The following is a 23,230-nucleotide window of genomic DNA, read 5'->3' on the forward strand; positions in this document are numbered from 1 at the left end:
TAAGGTGGGTTAGCCGAAGGTGTAATCCACCATTTCGTTCCGCATTCGCTGAAGCATGGTGGGTTACGCCGAGCGATCGCGCTGTGCGCAATCGCGAGGCTAACCCAAACCCTACGATCTGCGCCTACCCACCCGCCCAAACATCGAGCACATAGCGGTTCTTCGTCCCCATCTCATCGATCCACCGTGCACTGGCCGCCTCGTCGCTGCCGCTCTTGTCGCGGTGGATCGCGACCAATGCGGCCTTCACGTCGGGCTCCATCTTGCCACCATCGCCGCAGACATAAATGATCGCGCCCTGCTCGATCAGCGGCCAGACCTTGTCCTTCTGCGCGGCGAGCACATGCTGCACATAGGTTTTCGGTCCGTCCGCACGCGAGAATGCCGTGAACAGCTCGGTGATGCCGCTTGCCGCCAGCGCCTTCAGCTCGTCCGCATAGAGAAAATCCTGATCGGGATGGCGGCAGCCGAAGAACAGCATGGACGGCCCGAGCGCCGCACCCTTGCCTTTGCGCGCGGCGCGTTCCTGGAGGAAGCCGCGGAACGGCGCGAGGCCCGTGCCGGGGCCGATCATGATGATCGGCACCGAGGGATCGTCCGGGAGCCGGAAGCCCGCCTTGGTCTCGCGCACGATGGCGTAGATCGCATCGCCCGTGCGCCGGTTGGCGAGATAATTCGAGCAGATGCCCTTGTAGGTGCCGCGCCCGGACGCGGCCGGCCCTTCGACCACGCCGACCGTGACGCTGCAACGTGCCGGGTCGACCGACGGCGAGGACGAGATCGAGTAATAGCGCGGCGCCAGCAGCGAGAGCATTTCCAGATAGACATGGAACGGCAGTTCGCAGGCCGGATATTCCAGCAGCAGGTCGAACACGGATTTGCGCCTGGCCAGGATCTCGCTGCGATAACGCTCGAGTGGTTCGCCCTCCTCGCCAACGAAGGCCAGCAGTTTCGGCTTCGTGACGGGGCAGCGCGTGTGCTCGGCCATGATCTGGATCTGCTTCCGTGTCGCGACCTGCTGCAGCTCGACGAACTCACTGAGCAGGCGGCCGACCGACACGGCATCCCCGACGGGCAACTGTGCGCGGCGGCCTTCTGCGACCTGGAGCCTGATCTGGTCGGCCGGCAGGAAACCGAAGCGGCGGGCCACCGAATCCACCAGCGTCGGATCGTTGCGCGGAACGACGCTGAGGTGATCGCCGACGCGGTAGCTGACGTTGGACGGCAGCTGCACCTCGATATGACGCGTCGAGCGCTCCGATGGGTTTGAGCCGCTCTTGTTCTGAAGCTCGTCGTTTGCCAGCACCCTCATCGCCACCGCGCCGCCTTGGGCCACGATGGTGTTGACGGCGGTCACCGCCACCGGCTCGATCGCGTAAAGCGGATCGTCCTCTGCGGTGCGGGTGAAATTCCAGTCGATGCCGAATTCCTTGGTCGCGACCTGAGCGGCGGCCGGGAACCATTTCTGGAACTGGCCGTCGAGGTCGCTACGCGCATCGCCCTCGCCGCGCGGATAGATCGCGCGCGCACCGTGCGCCGACAATTGCTCGTCGATCAAGCGCGGCACCGATTGATAGGTCGCAGCCCAATCACTATTGCCGCAGCCGAACATTGCGTAGCGCACATTGGCAAAAGCATCCTTCGGCAGATCGCCGCCGAGCCATTTGACGAACTGCGTTGCATTGTCCGGCGGTGCACCGTTATAGGAGGCGCAGATGATCAGTACCCCGCCCTCCTGTGGCAGCTTGCCGACATAATCGTCGAGCGAGCCGAGATGCACCGCAAAGCCGTTGATCTCGGCAAGATCGGCCATGCGTGTCGCGAGCTCCTCGGCGGTGCCGAGATTGGAGCCGTACAGCACCAGCATCGGCGTGTTATGGCCGAGCCGGGCCGTCGGCGCACGCGGCGCTTTCGGCGCTGAACTGGAAGCCGCGACAGGTCCGCCATAGGCGCCCCGCTCGCGATCGGCACGCGGGCGCACCTTGATCTTGAAGCCTTCCGGCTTCATCGTCAGCGTTTCCTTCAGGTGCATCTGGTAGCGCTGGTGATCGATCAGCTTGAAGCGCTGCAGGATCATGCCGAGCGCGAGCGCTGCCTCATGCATGGCAAAGCCGCGGCCGATGCAGGCGCGCTGGCCGTTGCCGAACGGCTTCCAGGCGTTGATCGGCCGTTTGGCCTCCGCCTCTCGGCTGAAATTCTCGGGATCGAAGGCATCGGGATTCGGCCCCCAGACCGAGGGATCGCGATGCAGCGCGGTCACGAGGATGGTGGTGAAGGTGCCTTTCCTGAGCTTGTACTTGCCCCCGCCGATGGTCTCGTCGTTGAGCGGCGAGATGCCATAGGCCGGCGCCGGCGGCCACAGCCGCAGCGCCTCTTTGAGGATCTGCGTGATGTAGGTGAGCTGCGTCACCTGCTGATAGGTCGGCTTGGCATTGACGTCGGGGCCGAGGACGCGGTCGATCTCGTCATAGGCCTTCTTGAGAATCTCCGGGTGCTTGAGCAGCGCATAGATCGCGCAGGACAACAGGCCGCTGGTGGTCTCATGGCCTGCGATCAGGAACGTATTGATCTGGTAGCGGATATTGACGTCGTCGAGCTGCTCGCCGGTCGAACGATCGACGCCGGTCATCATCGCAGCGAGCATGTCCTTCTTGTCGTCGATCCCCTCCGCGTTCTTGCGCCGCTCGGCGATGATCTCGTCGACCATTTTGTTCATGAAGGCGACGTCTTCGCCCATGGTCTTGCGCCGCTTCTGCATCCAGAGCTGCTCGAACGGCAGACCGCGCGTCATCATGATGGTTTCGAGCGAGCGCACCAGCGACTCGACGAAAGGATGGTAGTCGCGTCGGTAGAACGAATTGAAACGGTACTCGAAGCCGCACAGCCCGATCGTATCAAGCGTCAGCGCGGTCATGTCGTGGACGACGTCGATTTCGTCGTCGGCGTTGAGCCGCTCCCACTTCTGGACGAGCTGCTCGGCAATATCGACCATGCTGGGGTGATAGGACTGCATGGCGCGGTTGCCGAACGGCTGGAGCAGGATGTTGTGCGCCTTGCTCCAGTTTGGTTCCCTGGTATCGGCGGTGAACAGGCCATCACCGCCGACCGCGCGCACGCGCCGCAGCGCACCGCGCACCGTCTTGTCGAAGCGCTTCTCGTCGGAGAGCTCGTCGACGAGATCGTGGCCGGAAACGACGACGATCGGGGAGCCCATCATGTCGAGCCAGAAGATCGGGCCGAGCTCCTTGGAAAGCCGCGTCAAGTGTTGCACGGGGGCGGCCGAGTCCAGCGATAGCATGTTGCCGACCACCGGCTTGGTGGGCGGATGCGGGATCGGATCCAGGCGGTTCTTGGTTGACATTAAAATGCACTTCCCCCTCTTGCCGTCATTCCGAGGTCGGCTCCTCGCGCCGTCCCGGAATGACGTCTCATTTACATCGACGACCGCGTCGCTAGCCAAACCGCCTTCTACGCCATTCGATCAGCTTGGCGCTGACCTCTTCCGGCTTCTCCTGCTGCGTCCAATGGCCGCTATCCTTGACCAGATACTTCTCGAGATCGCCGATCAGTTTCTCCATGCCCTCCGCCGCCGAGGGCGGCAGCACCGCATCATTCTCGGCCATGATCATCAATGACGGCACATGGACGTGATGATCCAAGCCCTTCGACCGCTCCCAATTGCGCGTGAAGTTGCGATACCAGTTGATGCCGCCGGTAAAGCCGGTTTTGGTGAAGGTGTCGACGAACACCTTCTTCTCGTCCGCGGACAGGATCGGCGTGCGCGGATCGACCTTGGCATCATAGGCCGCGATCATCTGCGGGAAGGCCAAATTGGTTTTTGCCGAGGCGCCGACGCCTGCGATCGGCGGCGCCGCAGGCTTTGCCTCCGGTCGCGCCAGCGGCTTGCGCATGAAGGCGTCGAACGTCTGCTCGACGCGGCTGCCGAAGATCTGGTCGGGCCCACGCGCAGGATCCTGGAACTGGACGATATACATCTGGTCGCCGAAGCGCTGGCGGAACAGCGCAATGGGATCGACAGGCGTGCGGTCCCAATGCGGAGTGTTGACGCCGACTACGCCGGCCACGCGCTGGGGATGCCGCAGCGGCATCTGCCAGACGACGAAGCCGCCCCAGTCGTGACCGACGAAGATCGCCTTGTCGATTTTCAGATGATCCAGCAGACCGACGAGATCGCCGGTCAAATGCTCCATGTCATAGTCCTCGACCGGCTCCGGCCGGTCGGTCGCGCCATAGCCGCGCTGATCGGGCGCGATCACGCGGATGCCGGCGTCGCTCAGTGCCTTGATCTGGTGACGCCAGGAGAAAGCGAGCTCGGGCCAGCCGTGGCACAGCACGATCGGCGGCTTGTCGTCGGCCGGGCCTGCCTCGTAATAGCCCATGCGGATTCCGTTCGTCGTCGCGAACTGGAGCGGCGGCATTTCAATCATTGCAATATTCCTACTCAGCGGCGCCCTTGATCTCCGCCGCCGGCGGCGCGTAGGCCGCCTCCAACGCGGCAAACTCTCCCGGCAGCATGTCGCACATCACCTGCACATGCGGAATGATGTTGGCACCGACGATGAAGCCGAAATCGAGCTGGTCGCGGTAGCTCTGCACGGTGATATTGAGCGCCTGCCCGTGCGTCGAGATTGACACCGGGAAGATGTGCAGCAGTTCGGCGCCTGCCGCATAAAGCGTCTGCCGCGGCCCCGGCACATTGGACACGGTGACGTTGGCTGCCGGCGGCAGCACGTCCGAGAGGTTCGAGCGGCTGTAGAGCAGCGCGAGGATCTGCACCATGATCGGTGCGCCCAGCATCGAGATGTTGGAGACCTGCGGCATCAGTGCCCGCAGGGGATGCGACATCTCCTTGGACTTGGTCGATTGCGCGATGATGGCTTCCAGCCGTGCCTTGGGATCATCGATGTTGGTCGCGATCGAGCAGATCATACCGAACACCTGGTTGTTCGCCTCGGTGTTGCCCTCCTCCCGCAGCGAGATCGGCACGGCGGCGGTCAGGGATTTGGCCGGCAGTGTGCTATATTGCTGGAGGTAGCGTCGGACCACGCCGGATGCGAGCGCCAGCACGACGTCGTTGAGCTTGCCGCCGGCGAGCTTCGCCAGCGCCTTTGAGCGCGACAGCGAGATCGACACGCCGGCGAAGCTTCGTTCCGACGAGATGGTCTTGTTCAGCATGGTTGGCGGCGACACCATGCTGGCAAGGCTCTCGCGCGACTTCGGATCGGAGACCTTGCCGAGCACCTCGGAGACGCTCTTGACCATAGTCGGAATATTGCCCGCGAAGCGCACCGCGCTCTCGATCTGGTACATCGCGTTGTCGAACAATATCGAGCCGATGTCGCTCTTGCCGGTGCGCGGCAATTGCAGGTTCTGTGCGGCCTTACCGGCGTCGAGCGGCTGGTTGAACAGCTGCTGGTAGGAATCGAGCAGGTTCGCCGCGATGTCGCGTGGCTCCTGTCCGGGCTTGGCTCCTGCCGCCGGCGGGTCGACCTTCCGGGGGATCGGGGAGATATCGTAGATCAGGTTGGTCAGCGCCGCACCGGCGCCGCCGTCGATGGCGGCATGGTGCATCTTGGAATAAAGGCCGACCTCGTTGTCCTTCATGCCCTCGAACACGTAGAACTCCCAAAGCGGGCGAGCCCGGTTCAACAGCTTGGCGTGCATCCAGCCGACGATGCGCTCAAGCGTGGCCCGGTCGCGCGGCTGCGGCAGGCTGGCGCGGAAGATGTGGCGGTCGATGTCGAACTGATCGTCCTCCACCCAGGAGGGATGATCGATGTCGAGCGGCGCCTTCTCCAGCCGCGCCTTCAGGATCGGCGCGATGTGCAGGCGCGAGACGATCATCGCCTTGAAGTCTTCGAAGAAGTCGCCCTTGTAGTCGTCGGGCAGGCGAAAGATCGCCATGCTCCCGACGTGCATCGGCATTTCCGGCGTTTCCAGATAGAGAAACGACGCGTCCAGCGACGACAGCTTCTTGCCCTCAGCCATAATTCCCTCCCGCGATTTGACGGGCGCCTTAGCCGGCGCTTCTCGTCAGGCCGATACTGCCTGTTCCGGCGGGGCATATGCAATGGCAAACGGCCCTGCCCGGTCAAATGGCGAGAATTCCCCCTCCGGTTGGGCCAGACGGTCGGCCACGGCCCACAGCGCCGCAGGGTTCACCCCGAGTCCGATATGGCTCGCCAAGTGCACCTCGATGTTCTCGGCACGGCCCGAGGGACGGAGCAAGCAGGTTCGCCAGTTCACGACACCGTCGGCGCGCGAATAGACCGAGGTTGCCGGCACCGGCAGATCGCCCGCGATCGCCTCGCGCGCTTCCGCAAAATCCTCGACCCGTTCGCCGGACAGCGCCTCGTAGAGCCGCGTGGCGTGGGTGGCCCGCACGTCGTTGGCAAAAGGACTGCCGAGCGTGATGACATAGCGAACCTTGTCGGGCGCCCACAGCGCGAGATCGCGGGCATAGACGCCGCCGAGACTCCACCCGACCAGGCTGACCTTACGCCCCGTGGCGGCATGGATTTCGACAAGACGACTGCGCAGCGACTGTCGCATCCGCCCCAAGCCGCCAAGGTTGCGGCCCATTCGCCAGGCATGTGCCTCATAGCCGAGCGCGCTGAGGTAGCGCCGCATCGGCGCCATCGAGAGGTCGCTGGCGAGAAAGCCCGGCAGCGCCAGTACCGGATGGCCGTCGCTCCTGACGGCGCGCATCAAAAGCGGCGACAGCAGCAGGCTGGCATTGAATTCGAACAGGCCGCGAACCTCGGCAAGCAGCAGGCCGAGACCCGGCGGACGAAGCCGGGCTGACTCCAGCGCCCCATCCGGCCCGGGCGACACTATTTCTTCTTGTCGCTGCTGCGTGTGCCGCCGAGGCCGGCCATGGTGACGAACATGTCCTGAAACCGCTCCGCGATCTTTGGATCGAAGGTGAACCAGCTCTGAATCAGCGACTCCGGCGAGACCTTATCGATGTTGGACATCATCTGTTGCTGCAGCTTGTCCATGACAGCGGTCTGCATCGGCATCACGTCCGGCAGGCCGAAGAACTGGCGGGCCTCGAGGGGGGTGCAGTCAATTTCGATGTTAACTTTCATGTCCCCTCCGGATTGAGATTCGAGCGGCTCGCCCGAGTATCGCCGCGAGTTGTGGTGCGACGCAAGCGACCTGATGCAGGCGCGACATGCCCCGTCCGGCAATCGGCCGGTATGGTCAACCAAAGTCGAAAGACGCGGTCCTCCATGTCGGGCGGCGCGGTCAGCATTGCTGCACAGCGGCGCAACTTGGCGCGTTCCTTGCTGGAATGGCGCTTGCACCGGTCGAGAACTCTGGGCAACATGGATTAATCGGCCGGCCGAACAATCAAAAACCACCGGCACGGCGGTGTGGAGAGGGTCAAGAATGTCAGTATGTCGGAGTCTGTTTGCGGCGGCGCTCGCCGGTACGTTTGCGTTGACGGTGTCGCCGGCAACCAGCCAGACGCTGCGCTATGCCAACCAGGGCGATCTGAAGTCGCTTGATCCCTACTCGCTGAACGAGTCCACCACCCACGCCCATCTCGGCCATGTCTATCAGGGCCTGACGGCACGCGACAAGAATTTGAAGATCATCCCTGCGCTGGCGGAGAGCTGGGAGACGCCGGAGCCGACCCGCTGGCGCTTCCATTTGCGCAAGGGCGTGAAATTCCACAACGGCGACCCCTTCACCGCCGACGACGTGGTGTTCTCCGCCGACCGTGTCCGCAACAAGAACTCCAACATGCAGACCCGGCTCGCGCCGGACGTCAAGGTCGTCAAGGTCGACGACTACACGGTCGATTTCATTCTGCCTTCGCCCAATCCCATCCTGCATAACTCGTGGGATGTCTGGTACATCATGGACAAGAAGTGGGCCGAGGAAAACAAGGCCATCGAGCCGACGCCGGTGTCCGCGACCTCGCCAAGCTATGCCTCGCTGAACGAGAACGGCACCGGTCCCTTCACCATCGAAAGCCATCAGCCCGGCGTGAAGACCGTATTCAAGGCCAATCCCAATTACTGGGGCAAGATGGAAGGTAACCTGAAGGAGATCGTCTTTACGCCAATCGCCTCCGACGCCACCCGCGTCGCCGCGCTGCTCTCGGGCGAAGTCGACGTCATCGAGCCGGTGCCGGTCCAGGATATCGCCCGCGTCGATGGGAGCCCGAACGCCCAGGTGCTGAAGGCGCCGGAGCTGCGCACAATCTTCATCGGCTTCGACCAGACTCGCGACGAGCTCCTCTATTCCAACATCAAGGGCAAGAACCCGTTCAAGGACGCCCGTGTCCGCGAGGCCTTCTACAAGGCCATCGACATCGAGCTGATCAAGACGCGCGTGATGCGCGGGCTATCGACGCCGTCGGCCCTGATGATCGCTCCCGAACTGTTCCCACTCTCCAAGGAATTTACGCGGCCGAAATTGGACCCAGACGGCGCCAAGAAGCTCCTGACCGAGGCCGGCTATCCCGACGGCTTCGAGGTCACCATGGACTGTCCGAACGATCGCTACGTCAACGACGCCGCGATCTGCCAGGCCGTGGTCGGCATGCTTGCTCGCGTCGGCATCAAGATCAACTTGCTGGCACAGCCCAAGGCGCAGTACTTCGCCAAGGTGTTGAAGCAGGGCGGCTACCAGACCTCGTTCTACATGCTGGGCTGGACACCGAGCACGATGGACTCCCATAACGTGCTCTATGATATCATGGGCTGCCGCAGCGATCCGAAATCCTCGCGTGGCGAGGCCAATCTCGGCGGCTACTGCAACAAGGAATTCGACGCTATCACCGACAAGGTGCTGGTCGAAACAGATACGGCCAAGCGCAATCAGCTGATCAAGCAGGCGTACGAGATCAGCATCAAGGACTGGGCCTACATCCCGCTGCACCAGCAGGCACTGGCCTGGGGCGTATCGAAAAAGGTCAACCTGCCGCAGCGTGCCGACAACCTGGTGATGTTCCACTGGGCGACCAAGCAGGAATAGCGTCACTTGAACACAAGGTCCCGGCGCCGTTAGACGTCCGGGACCTTTCCTTTTCCGGCTGACAGCGACGTCGGCCGCACGCACACCCAAGGACAGTGGAAGGCATGCTCGCTTTCACTCTTCGCCGCGCCGTCCAGGCCATCGGCGTCATGTTCGCCGTCGGCATCATCGCCTTCTCGATGTTCCGTTTCGCCGGCGACCCCGTCAACCAGATCGTCTCGATCGACACGCCGGCAGCCGAACGCGAGGCGGTGCGCAAGTCACTCGGCCTCGACGATCCCGTGCCGGTGCAGTTCGTGCGCTATTTCGGCGATGCCGCGCAGTTCAAGTTCGGCGTCTCCTACCAGTTTCGTCAGCCGGTCTCGGCACTGTTGATGGAGCGCATGCCGGCGACGCTGGAACTTGCGATCTGCGCGACGGTCTTTGCAATGGTGCTCGGCATCCTGATGGGCGTCTATTCAGCGCTCAGGCGCGACACCGTGCTCGCCAAGCTGTTCCAGGCGGTTTCGCTGATCGGCATCTCGCTGCCGACCTTCCTGATCGGCATTCTTCTGATCTATCTGTTCGCGGTGACGCTGGGCTGGCTGCCCTCGTTCGGCCGCGGCGACGTGGTCAAGCTCGGCTGGTGGACGACGGGCCTGCTCACGCTGTCGGGACTGAAGGCGCTGATCATGCCGTCGATCACGCTCGGCCTGTTCCAGATGACCCTGATCATGCGGCTGGTGCGCGCGGAGATGCTGGAAGTGCTGCGGACCGACTACATCCGCTTCGCCCGCGCCAGGGGCCTCACCACCCGCGCCATCCATTTTGGCCACGCGCTGAAGAACACGCTTATTCCCGTGATCACGGTGGCCGGGCTTCAGTTTGGCTCGGTTATTGCATTTTCGATCATCACCGAAACCGTGTTCCAATGGCCGGGCATGGGACTTCTGTTCGTGCAGGCCGTGCAAAATGTCGACATCCCGATCATGGCCGCCTATCTGCTGATGGTTTCGCTGATCTTCGTCACCATCAATCTGGTGGTCGACATCCTCTACACCGTGGTCGATCCGCGCCTGCGCGCGACCGTCGGCCGCGCGACATAAGGCAACCCTGCATGTCCGACGCAGTCGCCTCCGATTCCGGCAAGCAGAGCGCGCCGCCGGCGCATGCCGGCCGCAGCCGGCTCAGCCGCGCCCTCGACAGTGACATCTTCTACTCGTTCCGCCGTTCCAAGCTGACCATGGTGGCCGCTGCCATTACCGTGCTGTTCTTCCTGCTCGCGATCTTTGCATCCGCGCTCGCTGTGCAGAATCCGTTCGATCCGGCACAACTCCAGTTGATGAACTCGCGGATCTCGCCGCTCTGGACCGCCGACGGGCAGAGCCCGTTCCTGCTCGGCACCGACGAGCAAGGCCGCGACGTATTCTCCGCCATCCTCTACGGCATGCGCATCTCGCTCGCCGTGGGCGTCGCCGGCGTGATCTTCGCCGGCGCGCTCGGCATCGCGCTCGGCCTGATCGCCGGCTATTTCGGAGGCGCGGTCGACGGGGTGATCATGCGGATCGCCGACGTGCAACTCACCTTCCCCGCCATTCTGATCGCGCTGCTGGTCAATGGCATCGCGAAATCGATCCTCGGCAACCGGCTGGACGCCAACAGCATGCTGGTGGTGCTGGTGATCTCGATCGGCCTGAGTTTCTGGGTGGGGTATGCCCGGACGGTGCGCGGCTCCGTGATGGTCGAGAAGAACAAGGACTACGTGGCCGCCGCGCAGCTGATCGGCCTGCCCGCGCCAAAGATCATGCTGCGGCACGTGCTGCCCAACACGATGGGCCCGATCCTGGTCATCGCCACCATCAACCTTGCGCTGGCCATCATCACCGAGGCGACGCTGTCCTTCCTCGGCGTCGGTCTGCCCGACACCATGCCCTCGCTTGGCACGCTGATCCGCATCGGCAACAATTATCTGTTCGCCGGCGAATGGTGGATCGTCGCCTTCCCCGGCCTCGCGCTGGCCGGGCTGATCCTGTCGATCAACCTGCTCGGCGACTGGCTGCGCGACGCGCTCAACCCAAAACTCCGATGAGAAAAACCTTTGATAAAAGCGCCTCGCCCATGACCGAGCCCGTTCTCTCCGTGCGTAATCTTCGCGTGGAGTTCGCCTCCCGCCGCGGCACGCTGCGCGCCATCGACGACGTCTCCTTCGACATTGCCAAAGGCGAGGTGCTGGGCGTGGTCGGCGAATCCGGCGCCGGCAAATCCGTCACCGGCCTCGCCGTGATCGGCCTGATCGACCCGCCCGGCCGTATCGCCGGCGGCGAGATCCACCTCGCCGGCCTGCGCATCGACAATCTGCCGCAGGAGGAGATGCGCCGCATCCGTGGAAAGCGGATCGGCATGATCTTCCAGGATCCTCTCACCTCGCTCAATCCGCTCTACCGGGTCGGCGACCAGATCATCGAGACGATCAGAACCCACCTGAACCTGTCCGAGACGGCCGCCCGCCGCCGCGCCATCGACCTGCTCGCCGAGGTCGGTATTCCCGCGCCTGAAAAGCGCATCGACGGCTATCCCCACGAATTCTCGGGCGGCATGCGTCAGCGCGTCGTGATTGCGCTGGCGATCTGCGCCGAGCCCGAGCTGATCATCGCCGACGAGCCGACCACCGCGCTCGACGTCTCCGTGCAGGCGCAGATCATCTCGCTGATCAAGCGGCTGGGTCGCGACCACGGCACCGCCGTGATGCTGGTGACGCACGACATGGGCGTGATCGCGGAGACCTCGGACCGCGTCGCGGTGATGTATGCCGGCCGTGTCGCCGAAATCGGTCCAGTCCAGGATGTCGTCAGAAATCCGCTGCATCCTTACGCCAAGGGCCTGATGGGCGCGATTCCGACGCTGGCCGGCGACGACAAGCGCCTCGTGCAGATTCCAGGCTCCATGCCGCGCCTCTCCGCGATCCCGCGCGGTTGCTCGTTCAATCCGCGCTGCGCCTTCGCGTTCGACCGTTGCCGTGTTGATCGGCCGGAGCCGCTGCCACGCGGCACGCAATCGGTCGCCTGCCATCTCTATGACAATGTGCCGACGGAGAGCGCGGCATGAGCGCCCCCTTCGTTCAGGCCAGGGGTCTGCGCCGCGTCTTTGACGTCTCAAAACCCTGGCTTAACCGCGTGCTCGAAGGCGGGCACCTCGAATATCTCAAGGCTGTCGATCACGTCGCCTTCGATATCAGGAAGGGCGAGACGTTTGCGCTGGTCGGAGAGTCCGGCTCGGGCAAGACGACGGTGGCACGGATGGTCGTCGGCCTGTTGCCGCCGAGTTCGGGGGACGTCCTGATCGACGGCGTCTCGATGACCGATCCGCGGCAGGCGACGGCACGCCGAAAGCTGCGCCGCCGCATCCAGATGATCTTCCAGGACCCCTATGCGAGCCTGAACCCGCGCTTCCGGGTGGATGCCATCATCTCCGAGCCGATCCGGGCCTTCGACCTCATCCAGGGTGAGCGCGACATCCTGGGGCGCGTTGGCGAGCTGCTCAGCCTCGTCGGCCTGCATCCCGACGACCGGCTGAAGTTTCCGCACGAATTCTCCGGCGGCCAGCGCCAGCGTATCGCGATCGCGCGGGCGCTCGCCTCCGACGCCGAGTTCATCGTCTGCGACGAGCCGACGTCGGCGCTCGACGTCTCCGTGCAGGCGCAGATTCTCAATCTGATGCGCGACCTCCAGGACAAGTTCGGCCTGACCTACATGTTCATCAGCCACAACCTCGCAGTGGTCCGCCACATGGCGAGCCGCGTCGGCGTGATGTATCTTGGTCGCATCGTGGAGATCGCGGAAGGACGCGAGCTGTTCGCCAATCCTCGTATGCCCTACACCAAGATGCTGCTGGGCGCCGTGCCTGATCTCGCCATGAGCGGCCGCCAGCGCATTCCGGTGAAGGGCGAGATCCCGAACCCGATCAACCCGCCCTCCGGCTGCGCGTTCAATCCGCGCTGTCCGCTGGCGTTCGACCTCTGCCGCAAGGAGACCCCGGAATTGATCGACGGTGTCGCCTGCCACGCGGTTAACACCGCGCCGGTCCCAGCGTGACGCGCGCGTGCCATGCTAGCAGCGCATTGGCGGCGCGGCATCGCCCGTGATCAATTGCGCGCGCCGCAAACGAGGTAGCCCATGGCCAGCAACGTCAATCCCGATTCCTTCACGACACGCCCCGAAATCGAGGGCACCTTCGGGGTCGTCGCCACCACACACTGGATCGCGACCGCCGTGGGCATGGCTATCCTGGAGAAGGGCGGCAACGCCTTCGATGCCGGCGTTGCCACGGCCTTCACGCTCCAGGTGGTCGAGCCGCATCTGAACGGCCCCGGCGGCGATGTGCCCGTCATCGTCCACGACGTGAAGCGCGGGCGCACCGAGGTGATCTGCGGCCAGGGCCCGGCGCCGGCACGGGCCACCATCGCGCATTACAAAAGCGAAGGTCTCGATATGGTACCCGGCACCGGCCTGCTCGCGGCCTGCGTCCCCGGTACCTTCGAATCCTGGATGATGCTGCTGCGCGACTACGGTACGATGCGCGTGCGCGACGTGCTGGAGCCGGCGATCTCCTATGCTCGCGACGGCTATCCGCTGGTCGAGCGCGCCTGCGCCACCATTCAGACCGTCGAACAATTGTTCCGCAAGCACTGGCCGACCTCGGCTGCGGTTTACTTGCCGAACGGCGAGGTACCGAAGCCCGGCACCCTGTTCACCAACAAGACGCTGGCCGCGACCTACGCCCGCATACTCAGTGAAGCCGAGAGTGGCGCCGGTGACCGCGACGCCGAGATCGAGCGCGCACGCAAAGCCTGGTCGCAAGGTTTCGTCGCCGAGGCCATCGACAAATTCTGCCGCACGCAGGAGGTGATGGACGTCAGCGGCTCGCCGCATCGCGGCGTGCTCACCGCCGACGACATGGCGCGCTGGCAGCCGACGATCGAAGCACCGCTCACCTACCACTACGGCCGCTATACCGTCTGCAAGGCCGGCGTCTGGAGCCAGGGCCCGGTAACGCTGCAGCAGCTCGCCCTGCTGAAAGGCTTTGCGCTCGACGGAATCGATCCGACCGGACCGGAGTTCATCCATCTCCAGATCGAATGTGCAAAACTCGCCTTCGCCGACCGCGAAAAATTCTACGGCGATCCCGACTTCAGCGAGATCCCGATCGCAACGTTGCTATCGGACGCCTACAACGACGAACGTCGCAAGTTGGTTACCGAGAGAGCTTCGCTCGATCTCCGGCCCGGCGCGGTTGAGGGCTTAGGCGGTGTGGTCAAGCTGCGCCGCGCGGAAGGACAGCGCGAGGCCGTCGGCGCGCTCGGCGCCGGCGAACCGACCGTGGGGCGGTTCGGCGAGGTGCGCGGCGACACTGTGCATTTCGACATCATCGACAGGGCCGGCAACATGGTGTCATCGACGCCGTCCGGAGGCTGGCTGCAGTCCTCGCCTGTCATTCCCGAGCTGGGTTTCTGCCTCGGCAGCCGCGCCCAAATGTTCGATCTGGAGGAGAACCAACCAAGCTCGCTGGCGCCGGGCAAGCGGCCGCGGACGACGCTGTCGCCGACCATGGCGCTGCGCGACGGCGAACCCTATCTGGCCTGGGGCTCGCCCGGCGGCGACCAGCAGGATCAGTGGATTACGCAGTTCTTCCTGCGCCACGTCCATTGCAACCTCAATCTCCAGGAGGCGATCGACGCGCCGGCCTGGCACTCCGAGCATTTCCCGATCTCGTTCTGGCCGCGCACCGCGCGTCCGGGCGTGCTCGTGGTCGAGAACCGCGTGCCCAAGGCGACGATCGAGAACCTCCGCGAGCGCGGGCACATCGTCGAAATCGGCCCCGACTGGTCGGAAGGCCGCCTCACCGCCGCCTCGCGCGTCGGCCGGCGCCGGCGCGCAGCCGCCAATCCGCGCGGCATGCAAGGTTACGCCGCGGGACGCTGAAGGCCATTCAAATCACCACTTCCCGCAACACGCGCCGACAATCCATCTCGTATTCGAGATCGACCACGGGCGGCCGGGCGAAATGCCAGGTCAGGCCCGAGCGCAGCGCGCCGCGGCGCACCAGCTCGTCGACCAGCGCGTGGTGGAAGTCGTGCACGGAATAGGCCTGCACCCCGGTGGTGTCCTTCCAGCCGAAGCCGAAGGCGGCCATCCGGCTTTCCATCTGCGACGTCGTCGTGAAGCGCACCTTCTCCCGCAGCCCCTCCGGGCTGAGATCGCGGTAGCGCACGGTGCGCTCGACATAGGTGCCGCTGCCCTCGCGCGCCTCCGCGCCTCCCGATATCACGAAGGATGGCGCTTTCGAACGGGCCGGGCGCGTGAAGGAGAACGCGTAGAACGACGGCTCGGTCGGCGGCTCGATCTCGGGACAGACATTGCTGCGCGCCACCGGATTGGTGGTGCCGTCGAAGATGCCCCATTCGGACAGCGTCTTCACATAGTGCAGGTTGAACGCGCGAAAACCATCTTCGCTGAAGGCCGCGGGCGAACGCAGCTCGCAGGCACAGAACGCCGTCAGCGGACGTCCTGCCTCCTGGATGAACCTTGCAGCCAGCGCAAACCCTTCCGCGAGCGGCACCAGTCGGTCGAAGCGGATACGCTCGATTTCGTAGCCGTCGTCCGCGGCGGCGCCCGCCGAATACTGGAACACCGACGGAATGAAGCGATAATTGCCGGCAGAGAAGTCACGAACCATATCGAACCCCTATTCCAATTGCATGCGAATGCCCTTGGCGCCGTTAAGCAGGCGCTTCAGGTGAAAGCCGGCCAGAGAATCCTCGGCATGCATGCCGACCAGCGCGGCGAAGGCCGGCATGGCCGCGGCATCGCCGGCCTCCATCTTGACGAAAGCCTCCGAATACAGCGCCGTTTCCGGCGCTTCGAATTTGGCTTGTGGCAGCGGCTCGAACGCGCGCAACGGCTCGCTGCGTCCGCGTAGCATCAGCTCCCCGACGGGACGGCCTTGGAAATGCTCAGCCGCCTCGGCGACGCTGCCGCTGACGCAAATGCGGGTGCCCAGATGCTTGTTGGCGGCCTCCAGCCGCGCCGCGATGTTGATGGAGTCGCCATAAGCGGTGTAGTCGAAGAAGCGGTTGCCGCCGAAATTGCCGACCAGCGCCGGGCCGGCGTGAATGCCGATGCGGGTGGCACCGAAGGTGACGCCCATGACGCTCTGGCGCGCACGAAAGCCCTGCGCCCACGCATCGAGCTCGTGGGCGCAGGCGACCGCGCGCGTGGCGTAATCCGGCTGGTCGCCGGGCGCATTGAAGAGCACCTGGATGGCATCGCCGATGATCTTTGCGACCGTACCCTCGTGCTCAAAGACGATCTCGGTCATGCCGCCGACATACTCGTTGAGCAGCTTGCCCAACGTCTCGGGCGGCGCGCTTTCCACCAAGGAGGTGAAGCCGGTAATATCGGTGAAGATGGTGGCGACATCGCGCCACTGCACTTCGATCCCCTCGCCGTCGCCGCTTGCGGCCAGACGCTTGGCAAGCTCGGGCGAGAAATGACGCGATAACGCGGCATGGGCGCGCTCGGCTTCCATCTGACGCCGCCGCACGTCGCGCAGCATCTCCACATGGCGGACGGTCTTCTCGATCGTGGCTTCCAGATCGGCGAAGTCGATTGGCTTGGTCAGGAAGTCGAACGCGCCGCGATTCATGGCGGTTCGGATGTTGCTCATGTCGCCATAGGCGGAGACGATGATGGTCGACTTCTTGTCCTCGGCCTCCTGGAGTTTCGCGAGCAGCGACAGGCCGTCCATCCTGGGCATGTTGATATCGGAGACCACCATGTCGACATGCGGATTCTGCTCGAGCGAGGCCAGAGCATCGAGGCCGTCGCGGGCGAACATGATGTCGATCTGTCCGTCGCGAATCTGCCTGCGGAACTTTTGCAGGATCAGCGCCTCGAGATCCGGCTCGTCGTCGACGAAGAGGATGGTCGCAGTCATGCGGCTTGCTCGAGCCTCGTATCGATCTCCTGCCGCAGCAGCGCAAAGTCGATCGGCTTGGTGAGGAGCGCGACGGCGCCGCGCTCGATCGCCTTTCGCCGAGTCTCGGCATCGCCATAGGCAGTGATCATGATGACGGGAACGTCCGGATGCGCGGCACGCACCTTTGGCAGCATGTCGAGCCCGCTCATGCCGGGCATGTTGATGTCGGACAGGATCAGGATCAACGAGGGATCGCGAACCTCGGCGGCGCGCTTGAGCGCATCGGGCGCGGAGGAGGCGAACTCCATCTGGAAGCGGCCGGCGCGCAACTCGCGCCGGAACTGCTGCCGGAACAGCGCCTCGACGTCGGGCTCGTCGTCGACGACCAGGATGTAAACGTTCAAGACTTGCCTCCGGGGGTGGCGCCCGCCGCGACCGTGCGCGGCAGGGTGATGATGAACTCCGTAAATACACCTTGCGTGGTGTTCACGTCGATGGTGCCGCCGTGCTGCTTCACGACGATGTCATGGCTCATGGACAAGCCTAGGCCGGTGCCCTCGCCGACGGGCTTGGTGGTGAAGAAGGGATTGAATATCTTCTCCTTCACCTCGGGTGGAATCCCTGTGCCATTGTCGCGGATCCGGATTTCGACCTTGCCGCCGAGATCTTTAGTTGCCGCGCTCAAAGTGGGCTCGAAGGCCTCACCCGCGCTCTCCTTGCGCTTTGCCGTGGCATAGAATCCGTTGGAGATCAGGTTGAGGAAGACGCGCGTGATCTCCTGCGGATAGATGTCGACCATGCCGGCCGCGGGATCTAACTCGCGCCGGAGCGTGACGTTGAAGGACGGCCGTTCGGCGCGCGCGCCGTGATAGGCCAGATTGAGGCTCTCCTCCACGACCGCATTGATGTCGACGGCGCGATGCTCGCCTGAGCCCTCGCGCGAATGCAGCAGCATGTTCCTGACGATGGAATCCGCGCGCTTGCCATGCTGCACGACCTTCTCGAGGTTGCTTCTGAGCATGCCGGTCAGCTCGTCGACCTCCTGCCTCGTTTTGTCGTCGAGCGCGGCCGATTGCAGGGTCTCGTTGAGCTCGTCGATCAGCTCGGTCGAGACCGAGGAGAAATTGTTCACGAAGTTGAGCGGGTTCTTGATCTCGTGGGCGATGCCGGCAGTGAGCTGGCCGAGCGAGGCGAGTTTTTCCGTCTGGACAAGACGGTCCTGGGCGGCGCGCAGCTCGTCGAGCGACTGCGACAGCTCCCTGGTGCGTTCCTTGACCTCCTCGAACAACCGGACATTCTCGATCGCGATAAGGGCCTGGTCTGCAAAGGTGGTGGCGAGTTCGATTTGCTTTGCGCTGAACGGCCGCACCTCGTGTCGCGTCAGGACGAACACCCCGATCGGCGCCCCCTCTCGCAACAGGGGCACGCCCAGCATCGTACGTACGTTGGGGCGCCTTCGAGCGGATGAGGACGCAAACTCCGGGTCGGACTGCACATCCGGGACATGAACCGTCTTGGCGTCGAGCAGCGTACGGCCGACCACGCTTCCCCGTTCCGGCATAGAGGCGAATGTCCGCAGCTTGTTTTCCTGCTCCGTGTCGAGCCCGCAGCTTGCCGCCAAAAAGAAAACGCCATCGCTCGGTCGAAAGATCGTCCCCTCATCCGCATCGCACAACCGGGCTGCCGAGCCAACGAGCGTGTTCAGCACGGTTTGGAGGTCGAACGCCGAACGGCTGATGACTTTCAGCACATCGGCGGTCGCCGTCTGCTGCTGCAAGGATTCGCTCAATTCAGCCGTCCGCTGTTCGACTTTCTTTTCCAGGTCCGCATAGGATTCCTGCAAGCGCGCGCCCATATCGTTGAACTGGTCGGCAAGCCCCTCGAGCTCATCGCCGGTGCGGATCGAGATGCGCTGGGAGAAGTCGCCACCGCCGATCCGTTCGGCGCCGCTGCGCAGCGCCTGAATCGGCCCAACCATGCGGCGCGCAAGGAATATCCCCGCAAGCACCGCGAAGATCGACGCCGCGAGCAGCACGATCGCGAGCCGCTGCAGCGAGGCGTAGAGCGATGCATAGGCCTCCTCGACTGGCAACTCGACGAACATGGTCCAGTGCAGCGGCTCGATTGGAGCCGATGCCGTCAAGACCTTCTGGTCCTGGATGTTGCGCGCTTCCTGCAACGCATCCGGCATCGTGCCGCCGCCAGCTTGCGCGGCGCGCACCTGTGCGAGGCCCGACATGTCGGTGTTGCGCAAGACCAGACTGATGTCGGGATGCGCGATCAGGCGCCCCTCCGGCCCCACCACATAGGCATGTCCATGCTCGCCGACCTTGATCTGGGAGACGACGTCCCAGATCAGCTTGAGATTGACCTCGGCGATACTGACCCCTGCGTCCTTGCGTGCGCCGGCCAGCGCCAGCGTCATGTAGGGCTCGGACTCCCGGCGGAAATAGACCGGCCCATAATAGACCTTGTGCGCGACGGCCTCGGTGAACTTCGGATCGCTGGACAGGTCGATGCCGCTCTCGATCGCATCCATCGCCAGCCGCGACACCCGCAACCGCTCCTTGCCGGTCGAATCGACCTGGGCGAGCTCCGTGATCCCAGGCACCTGGCGCAGCAGCCGCAGCGCGTCGAACCGGCGCTGCTCGATCGAGCCTGCCGACCACGGCAGTTGCGTGGTCCAGCCGAGTTGGCTCTCGATCTCCTTGACGAATTGACCGATCTTGGCCGCAGCCGCCTCGGCCTGCTCATGCTGGACCCGGATCAGCGAAGCCTTGTGCTCGCGATAATAGAAGAAGACCTCGAAGAGGCCGTTGGCCAGCAGCGCGATGGCGACGACGGCCACGAATAGCGCAACATATTTGGTGAACAGCCGGGTCCTGATCCCTCGTCCCGCCAACGCGCCAGAGCCAACCGGGGCCGCACTCGGCAGCGTTCTGGCTTGCGGGGTGTCGGGATGGAGGGAAAGGCTCATCCCGCGGAACCTAGCAAGAAGACCGGGCCTTGTCTCTCGCAAGCGCGGCAAGGCCCCCGCCCGATGGCCGCGGCGTCGAATTGCCGGTGCGGTGGCAGAACGAAAAGGGGCGGCAACGGTCTGGCCGCTGCCGCCCTCTGTTTCGCCTGCGTGCGGCGTTCAGGTCGGCCGCAGGGCCTTGGCGTCGAGGTCGAGCTCGGCAACCTGCTTGTTCCGCTCGGAATCCGCCGCCGCGCGGTGGTCGGTCGCCAGCACGACGTACACCGCCGGCAGCACGAACAGCGTGAACAGGGTGCCGATCGACATGCCGGCGACGACGACCAGACCGATCGAGAAGCGGCTGGCCGCGCCCGCGCCGGTCGCAGTCAGAAGCGGGATCAGGCCGGTCACCATGGCGGCCGTCGTCATCAGGATCGGCCGCAGGCGGATGCGAGCCGACATTTCGATGGCCGAGCGGCGGTCGAGCCGCTCGTTGACCTGGAGCTCGTTGGCGAACTCCACCATCAGGATGCCGTGCTTGGTGATCAGGCCCACCAGCGTGAGCAGACCGACCTGGGTGTAGATGTTCATGGTCGCGACGCCGAAGAACAGCGGGATCAGCGCGCCGACGATCGCCATCGGCACCGAGATCATGATCACGAGCGGGTCACGCAAGCTCTCGAACTGCGCCGCCAGCACCAGGAAGATGATGATCAGCGCGAAGCCGAAGGTGATCGCGAGCTGGTTGCCTTCCTGCACGTACTGCCGGGAGTCCGCCAGATAGTCGTGGCTGAAGCCCTGGGGCAGCTTCTTGGCCTCGCCTTCGAGGAAGTCGACCGCCGCGCCGACGGTCACGCCGGGCATCGGCACGGCCGAGAACGTCGCCGAATTGAGCTGATTGTAGTGCGTCAGCGAGTTCGGATCGGTCTTGGTCTGGATCGACACCACCGTCGACAGCGGAAGCTGCTGGCCGGTGTTGGTCGTCACGTAGTAGCCGCCGAGCGATTCAGGCGAGAGCCGCTTGCCGCGCGGCACCTGAGGGATCACCTGGTAGGAGCGGCCTTCGAGATTAAAGCGGTTGACGTAGTTGCCGCCGAGTAGCACCGCGAGCGTAGCGCCGAGATTCTGCATGTTGACGCCGAGGTCCTGCGCCTTGTTGCGGTCGATCGTCACCCTCACGCTCGGCTGGTTGTAGGCAAGATCGCTGTCGGAGACGATGAACATCCCGCTCTTGCGCGCAGCGTCCTTCAGCTTCTCCATCTGCTCGTAGACCGTCTGGAACCCGGCGGTGGAGTTGATCACCATCTGCACCGGAAGGCCGCCCGGCCCACCCGGCAGCGGCGGCAGGTTGAACGCGAACGCCTGGACGCCCTCGATCTTGGAGAGCTCGGCCTGTACCAGCGGCTTCAGGGCGATCGACGAGCGTTTGCGTTCGTCCCAGGGCTTGAGCAGCATGCCGGCGATGCCGCCCTGCGGGCCGTTGATGCCGTTCAGCACGAAGCGCAGATCGGTCTCGGGGAACTGCTGGAATTTCGCGTCGAGTTTCTCGCCGTAGAAATCGACGTAGTCGATGTTGGCGTATTTCGGCGCTTTGGTCACCGCGAACACGATGCCCTGATCTTCCTCAGGCGCCAGCTCCTTCGAGGTGTGCATGTAGAGGAAGCCGACGAGCCCGAGGATGGTTATCGCGAACAGGCCCGTGATGGCCTTGTAGTCGAGCGAGCGGTCGAGCCTGCGGCCATACCAGCGCGTCAGGGCACCGAACACCCGGTTGACGAGCTTGGCAAAGCGGCCCTCTTCAGTGTTCTTCAGCAGCACCGAGCACATCATCGGCGACAATGTCAGCGCGATCACGCCCGACACGATCACTGAGCCCGCCAGCGTGAAGGCGAATTCGCGGAACAGCGACCCGGTGAGGCCGCCGAGGAAGCCGATCGGCGCGTACACGGCGGCAAGCGTGATGGTCATCGAGATGACGGGGCCGACGATTTCACGCGCGCCTTGCAGCGACGCCTGGACCGGCGACTTGCCCTCCTCCAGATGGCGATGGATGTTCTCCACGACGACGATGGCGTCGTCGACCACGAGGCCGATCGCCAGCACCATCGCGAGCAACGTCAAAAGGTTGAAACTGAATCCCAGTGCCAGCATCAGCGTGCAGACGCCGATCATCGAGAGCGGGATGGTGACGACGGGAATGATGACCGAACGGAACGACGCCAGGAACAGGAAGATCACCACGATCACGATGATCACCGCTTCGCCCAGCGTCTTCTGGACCTCGTCGATCGAGGACTGGATGAACTTGGTCGAATCGTAGGCAACCTTCATCTTCATCGACGGCGGCAGATTGCGTTCGAGCTCAGGGAACAGCGCGCGCACGCCCTTGACCAACGTCAGCGGGTTGCCCTGCGGGGTCGCCTGTACACCGATGAAGATGGCGTGCTCGCCGTTGAAGGCGACGCTCGCATCCGTGCTTTGCGCGGCAAGCTCGACCGTGGCGATGTCCTCCATCCGCACGAAGCCGCCATCCTTGGCCTTGACGATCATCTTCTTGAACTGATTGACGTCGGTCAGGCCCGTGTTCGTCGAGACGTTCGAGACGGTCAGATAGCCCTTGGTCTGGCCCGCCGCGGACTGGAAGTTATTGGCGGTGATCGCCGCGGCGACGTCGCCGGGCGACACGTTGCGGCCGGCCATCTTCTCAGGATCGAGCCAGAGCCGCATCGCGAAGGTCTGACCGCCCAAAATATCGGCGGAAGCCACGCCATCGACAGTCGACAGCACCGGCTGCACCACACGCGTCAGATAATCCGAGATCGCCGAGCCCGAGAGTTCCTCGGACGAGAAGCCGAGATACATCACGGCCGTGGTCTGGCCCGTGGTCTTGGTGACGATCGGGTCGTTGGATTCCTTCGGGATCAAATATTTGACCGAGTTCGTCTTCGCCAGCACCTCGGTGAGCGCCTGGTTCGGATCGAAGTTCAGCTTGATGTAGACCTGGATCGTCGAGGTCCCGAGCACCGAGGACGAGGTGATGTAGTCGACGCCCTCGGCGGACGCTACCGCCTGCTCGATGGGCGTCGTGATGAAGCCCTGGATCAGGTCCGCGGACGCGCCTGGATAGACGGTCGTGATGTTGATGACCGTGTTCGACAGTTTGGGATATTGCCGGATCGGCAGCGTCGTCGCCGCGCGCAGGCCGATCAGCAGAATCAGCAGGCTGACGACGACCGACAGAACCGGGCGCTTGATGAAAATATCGGTAAGGGCCATCGCGGCGATCTCGATTTCTTTGTCTCAAGAGAA

The 23,230-nt window shown here is 64.0% G+C and carries 16 protein-coding genes; 6 read left to right on the top strand and 10 right to left on the bottom strand.

Annotated features, from left to right (window positions below; translation table 11 throughout):
• Positions 1-124 precede the first annotated feature (124 nt).
• The 5 genes from IVB28_RS23555 to IVB28_RS23575 form a co-directional block, all read right to left on the bottom strand.
• Positions 125-3,361 (bottom strand): cytochrome P450, encoded by a 3,237-nt coding sequence (locus tag IVB28_RS23555; RefSeq protein ID WP_247529380.1) that lies wholly within the window; start codon positions 3,359-3,361, stop codon positions 125-127.
• A gap of 91 nt (positions 3,362-3,452) precedes the next feature.
• Entirely contained in the window at positions 3,453-4,448 is a 996-nt protein-coding gene (locus IVB28_RS23560; protein ID WP_247529381.1) for an alpha/beta hydrolase, read from the bottom strand.
• A 10-nt stretch (positions 4,449-4,458) separates the two neighbouring features.
• Positions 4,459-6,009, bottom strand: coding sequence for a wax ester/triacylglycerol synthase family O-acyltransferase (locus IVB28_RS23565; protein ID WP_247529382.1), 1,551 nt, complete (start codon positions 6,007-6,009; stop codon positions 4,459-4,461).
• 45 nt (positions 6,010-6,054) lie between these two features.
• Entirely contained in the window at positions 6,055-6,855 is an 801-nt protein-coding gene (locus IVB28_RS23570; protein WP_247529383.1) for an alpha/beta hydrolase, read from the bottom strand.
• The gene (locus IVB28_RS23575; protein WP_094975344.1) at positions 6,855-7,112 is read right to left on the bottom strand and encodes a DUF6489 family protein; all 258 of its coding nucleotides are present in this window, start codon (positions 7,110-7,112) and stop codon (positions 6,855-6,857) included. Before IVB28_RS23575 ends, IVB28_RS23570 begins: the two co-directional genes overlap by 1 nt.
• A gap of 304 nt (positions 7,113-7,416) precedes the next feature.
• On the opposite strand from IVB28_RS23575, the gene IVB28_RS23580 reads away from it, so the two are divergent.
• The 6 genes from IVB28_RS23580 (at position 7,417) to IVB28_RS23605 (ending at position 14,969) form a co-directional block, all read left to right on the top strand.
• Positions 7,417-9,012, top strand: coding sequence for an ABC transporter substrate-binding protein (locus tag IVB28_RS23580; protein ID WP_247529384.1), 1,596 nt, complete (start codon positions 7,417-7,419; stop codon positions 9,010-9,012).
• 104 nt (positions 9,013-9,116) lie between these two features.
• The gene (locus IVB28_RS23585) at positions 9,117-10,097 is read left to right on the top strand and encodes an ABC transporter permease (protein WP_247529385.1); all 981 of its coding nucleotides are present in this window, start codon (positions 9,117-9,119) and stop codon (positions 10,095-10,097) included.
• 11 nt (positions 10,098-10,108) lie between these two features.
• The gene (locus IVB28_RS23590) at positions 10,109-11,080 is read left to right on the top strand and encodes an ABC transporter permease (protein ID WP_247529386.1); all 972 of its coding nucleotides are present in this window, start codon (positions 10,109-10,111) and stop codon (positions 11,078-11,080) included.
• 29 nt (positions 11,081-11,109) lie between these two features.
• On the top strand, positions 11,110-12,096 hold the full coding sequence (locus IVB28_RS23595; protein WP_247529387.1) for an ABC transporter ATP-binding protein: 987 nt from the start codon (positions 11,110-11,112) through the stop codon (positions 12,094-12,096).
• Complete coding sequence (locus IVB28_RS23600; protein ID WP_247529388.1) at positions 12,093-13,082, top strand: oligopeptide/dipeptide ABC transporter ATP-binding protein; 990 nt, start codon at positions 12,093-12,095, stop codon at positions 13,080-13,082. Before IVB28_RS23595 ends, IVB28_RS23600 begins: the two co-directional genes overlap by 4 nt.
• An 81-nt stretch (positions 13,083-13,163) precedes the next feature.
• Positions 13,164-14,969: a gamma-glutamyltransferase family protein gene (locus IVB28_RS23605; protein ID WP_247529390.1), complete on the top strand. Its 1,806-nt coding sequence runs from the start codon at positions 13,164-13,166 to the stop codon at positions 14,967-14,969.
• Positions 14,970-14,976: 7 nt separating this feature from the next.
• Here IVB28_RS23605 and IVB28_RS23610 read toward each other — a convergent pair whose 3' ends face one another.
• The 5 genes from IVB28_RS23610 to IVB28_RS23630 form a co-directional block, all read right to left on the bottom strand.
• Entirely contained in the window at positions 14,977-15,723 is a 747-nt protein-coding gene (locus tag IVB28_RS23610; RefSeq protein ID WP_247529392.1) for a hypothetical protein, read from the bottom strand.
• A gap of 9 nt (positions 15,724-15,732) precedes the next feature.
• Positions 15,733-16,983, bottom strand: a complete 1,251-nt coding sequence (locus tag IVB28_RS23615; protein ID WP_247529394.1) for an adenylate/guanylate cyclase domain-containing protein — start codon at positions 16,981-16,983, stop codon at positions 15,733-15,735.
• The gene (locus IVB28_RS23620; protein WP_247529395.1) at positions 16,980-17,369 is read right to left on the bottom strand and encodes a response regulator; all 390 of its coding nucleotides are present in this window, start codon (positions 17,367-17,369) and stop codon (positions 16,980-16,982) included. Before IVB28_RS23620 ends, IVB28_RS23615 begins: the two co-directional genes overlap by 4 nt.
• Positions 17,366-19,942 carry an ATP-binding protein gene (locus tag IVB28_RS23625; protein ID WP_247529397.1) on the bottom strand — a complete coding sequence of 859 codons (2,577 nt, stop codon included), beginning with the start codon at positions 19,940-19,942 and terminating at the stop codon, positions 17,366-17,368. Before IVB28_RS23625 ends, IVB28_RS23620 begins: the two co-directional genes overlap by 4 nt.
• 159 nt (positions 19,943-20,101) lie before the next feature.
• Complete coding sequence (locus tag IVB28_RS23630; protein ID WP_247529399.1) at positions 20,102-23,197, bottom strand: MexW/MexI family multidrug efflux RND transporter permease subunit; 3,096 nt, start codon at positions 23,195-23,197, stop codon at positions 20,102-20,104.
• Positions 23,198-23,230 lie beyond the last annotated feature (33 nt).

The sequence above is a fragment of the Bradyrhizobium sp. 199 genome (assembly GCF_023073355.1).
GTDB lineage: Bacteria > Pseudomonadota > Alphaproteobacteria > Rhizobiales > Xanthobacteraceae > Bradyrhizobium.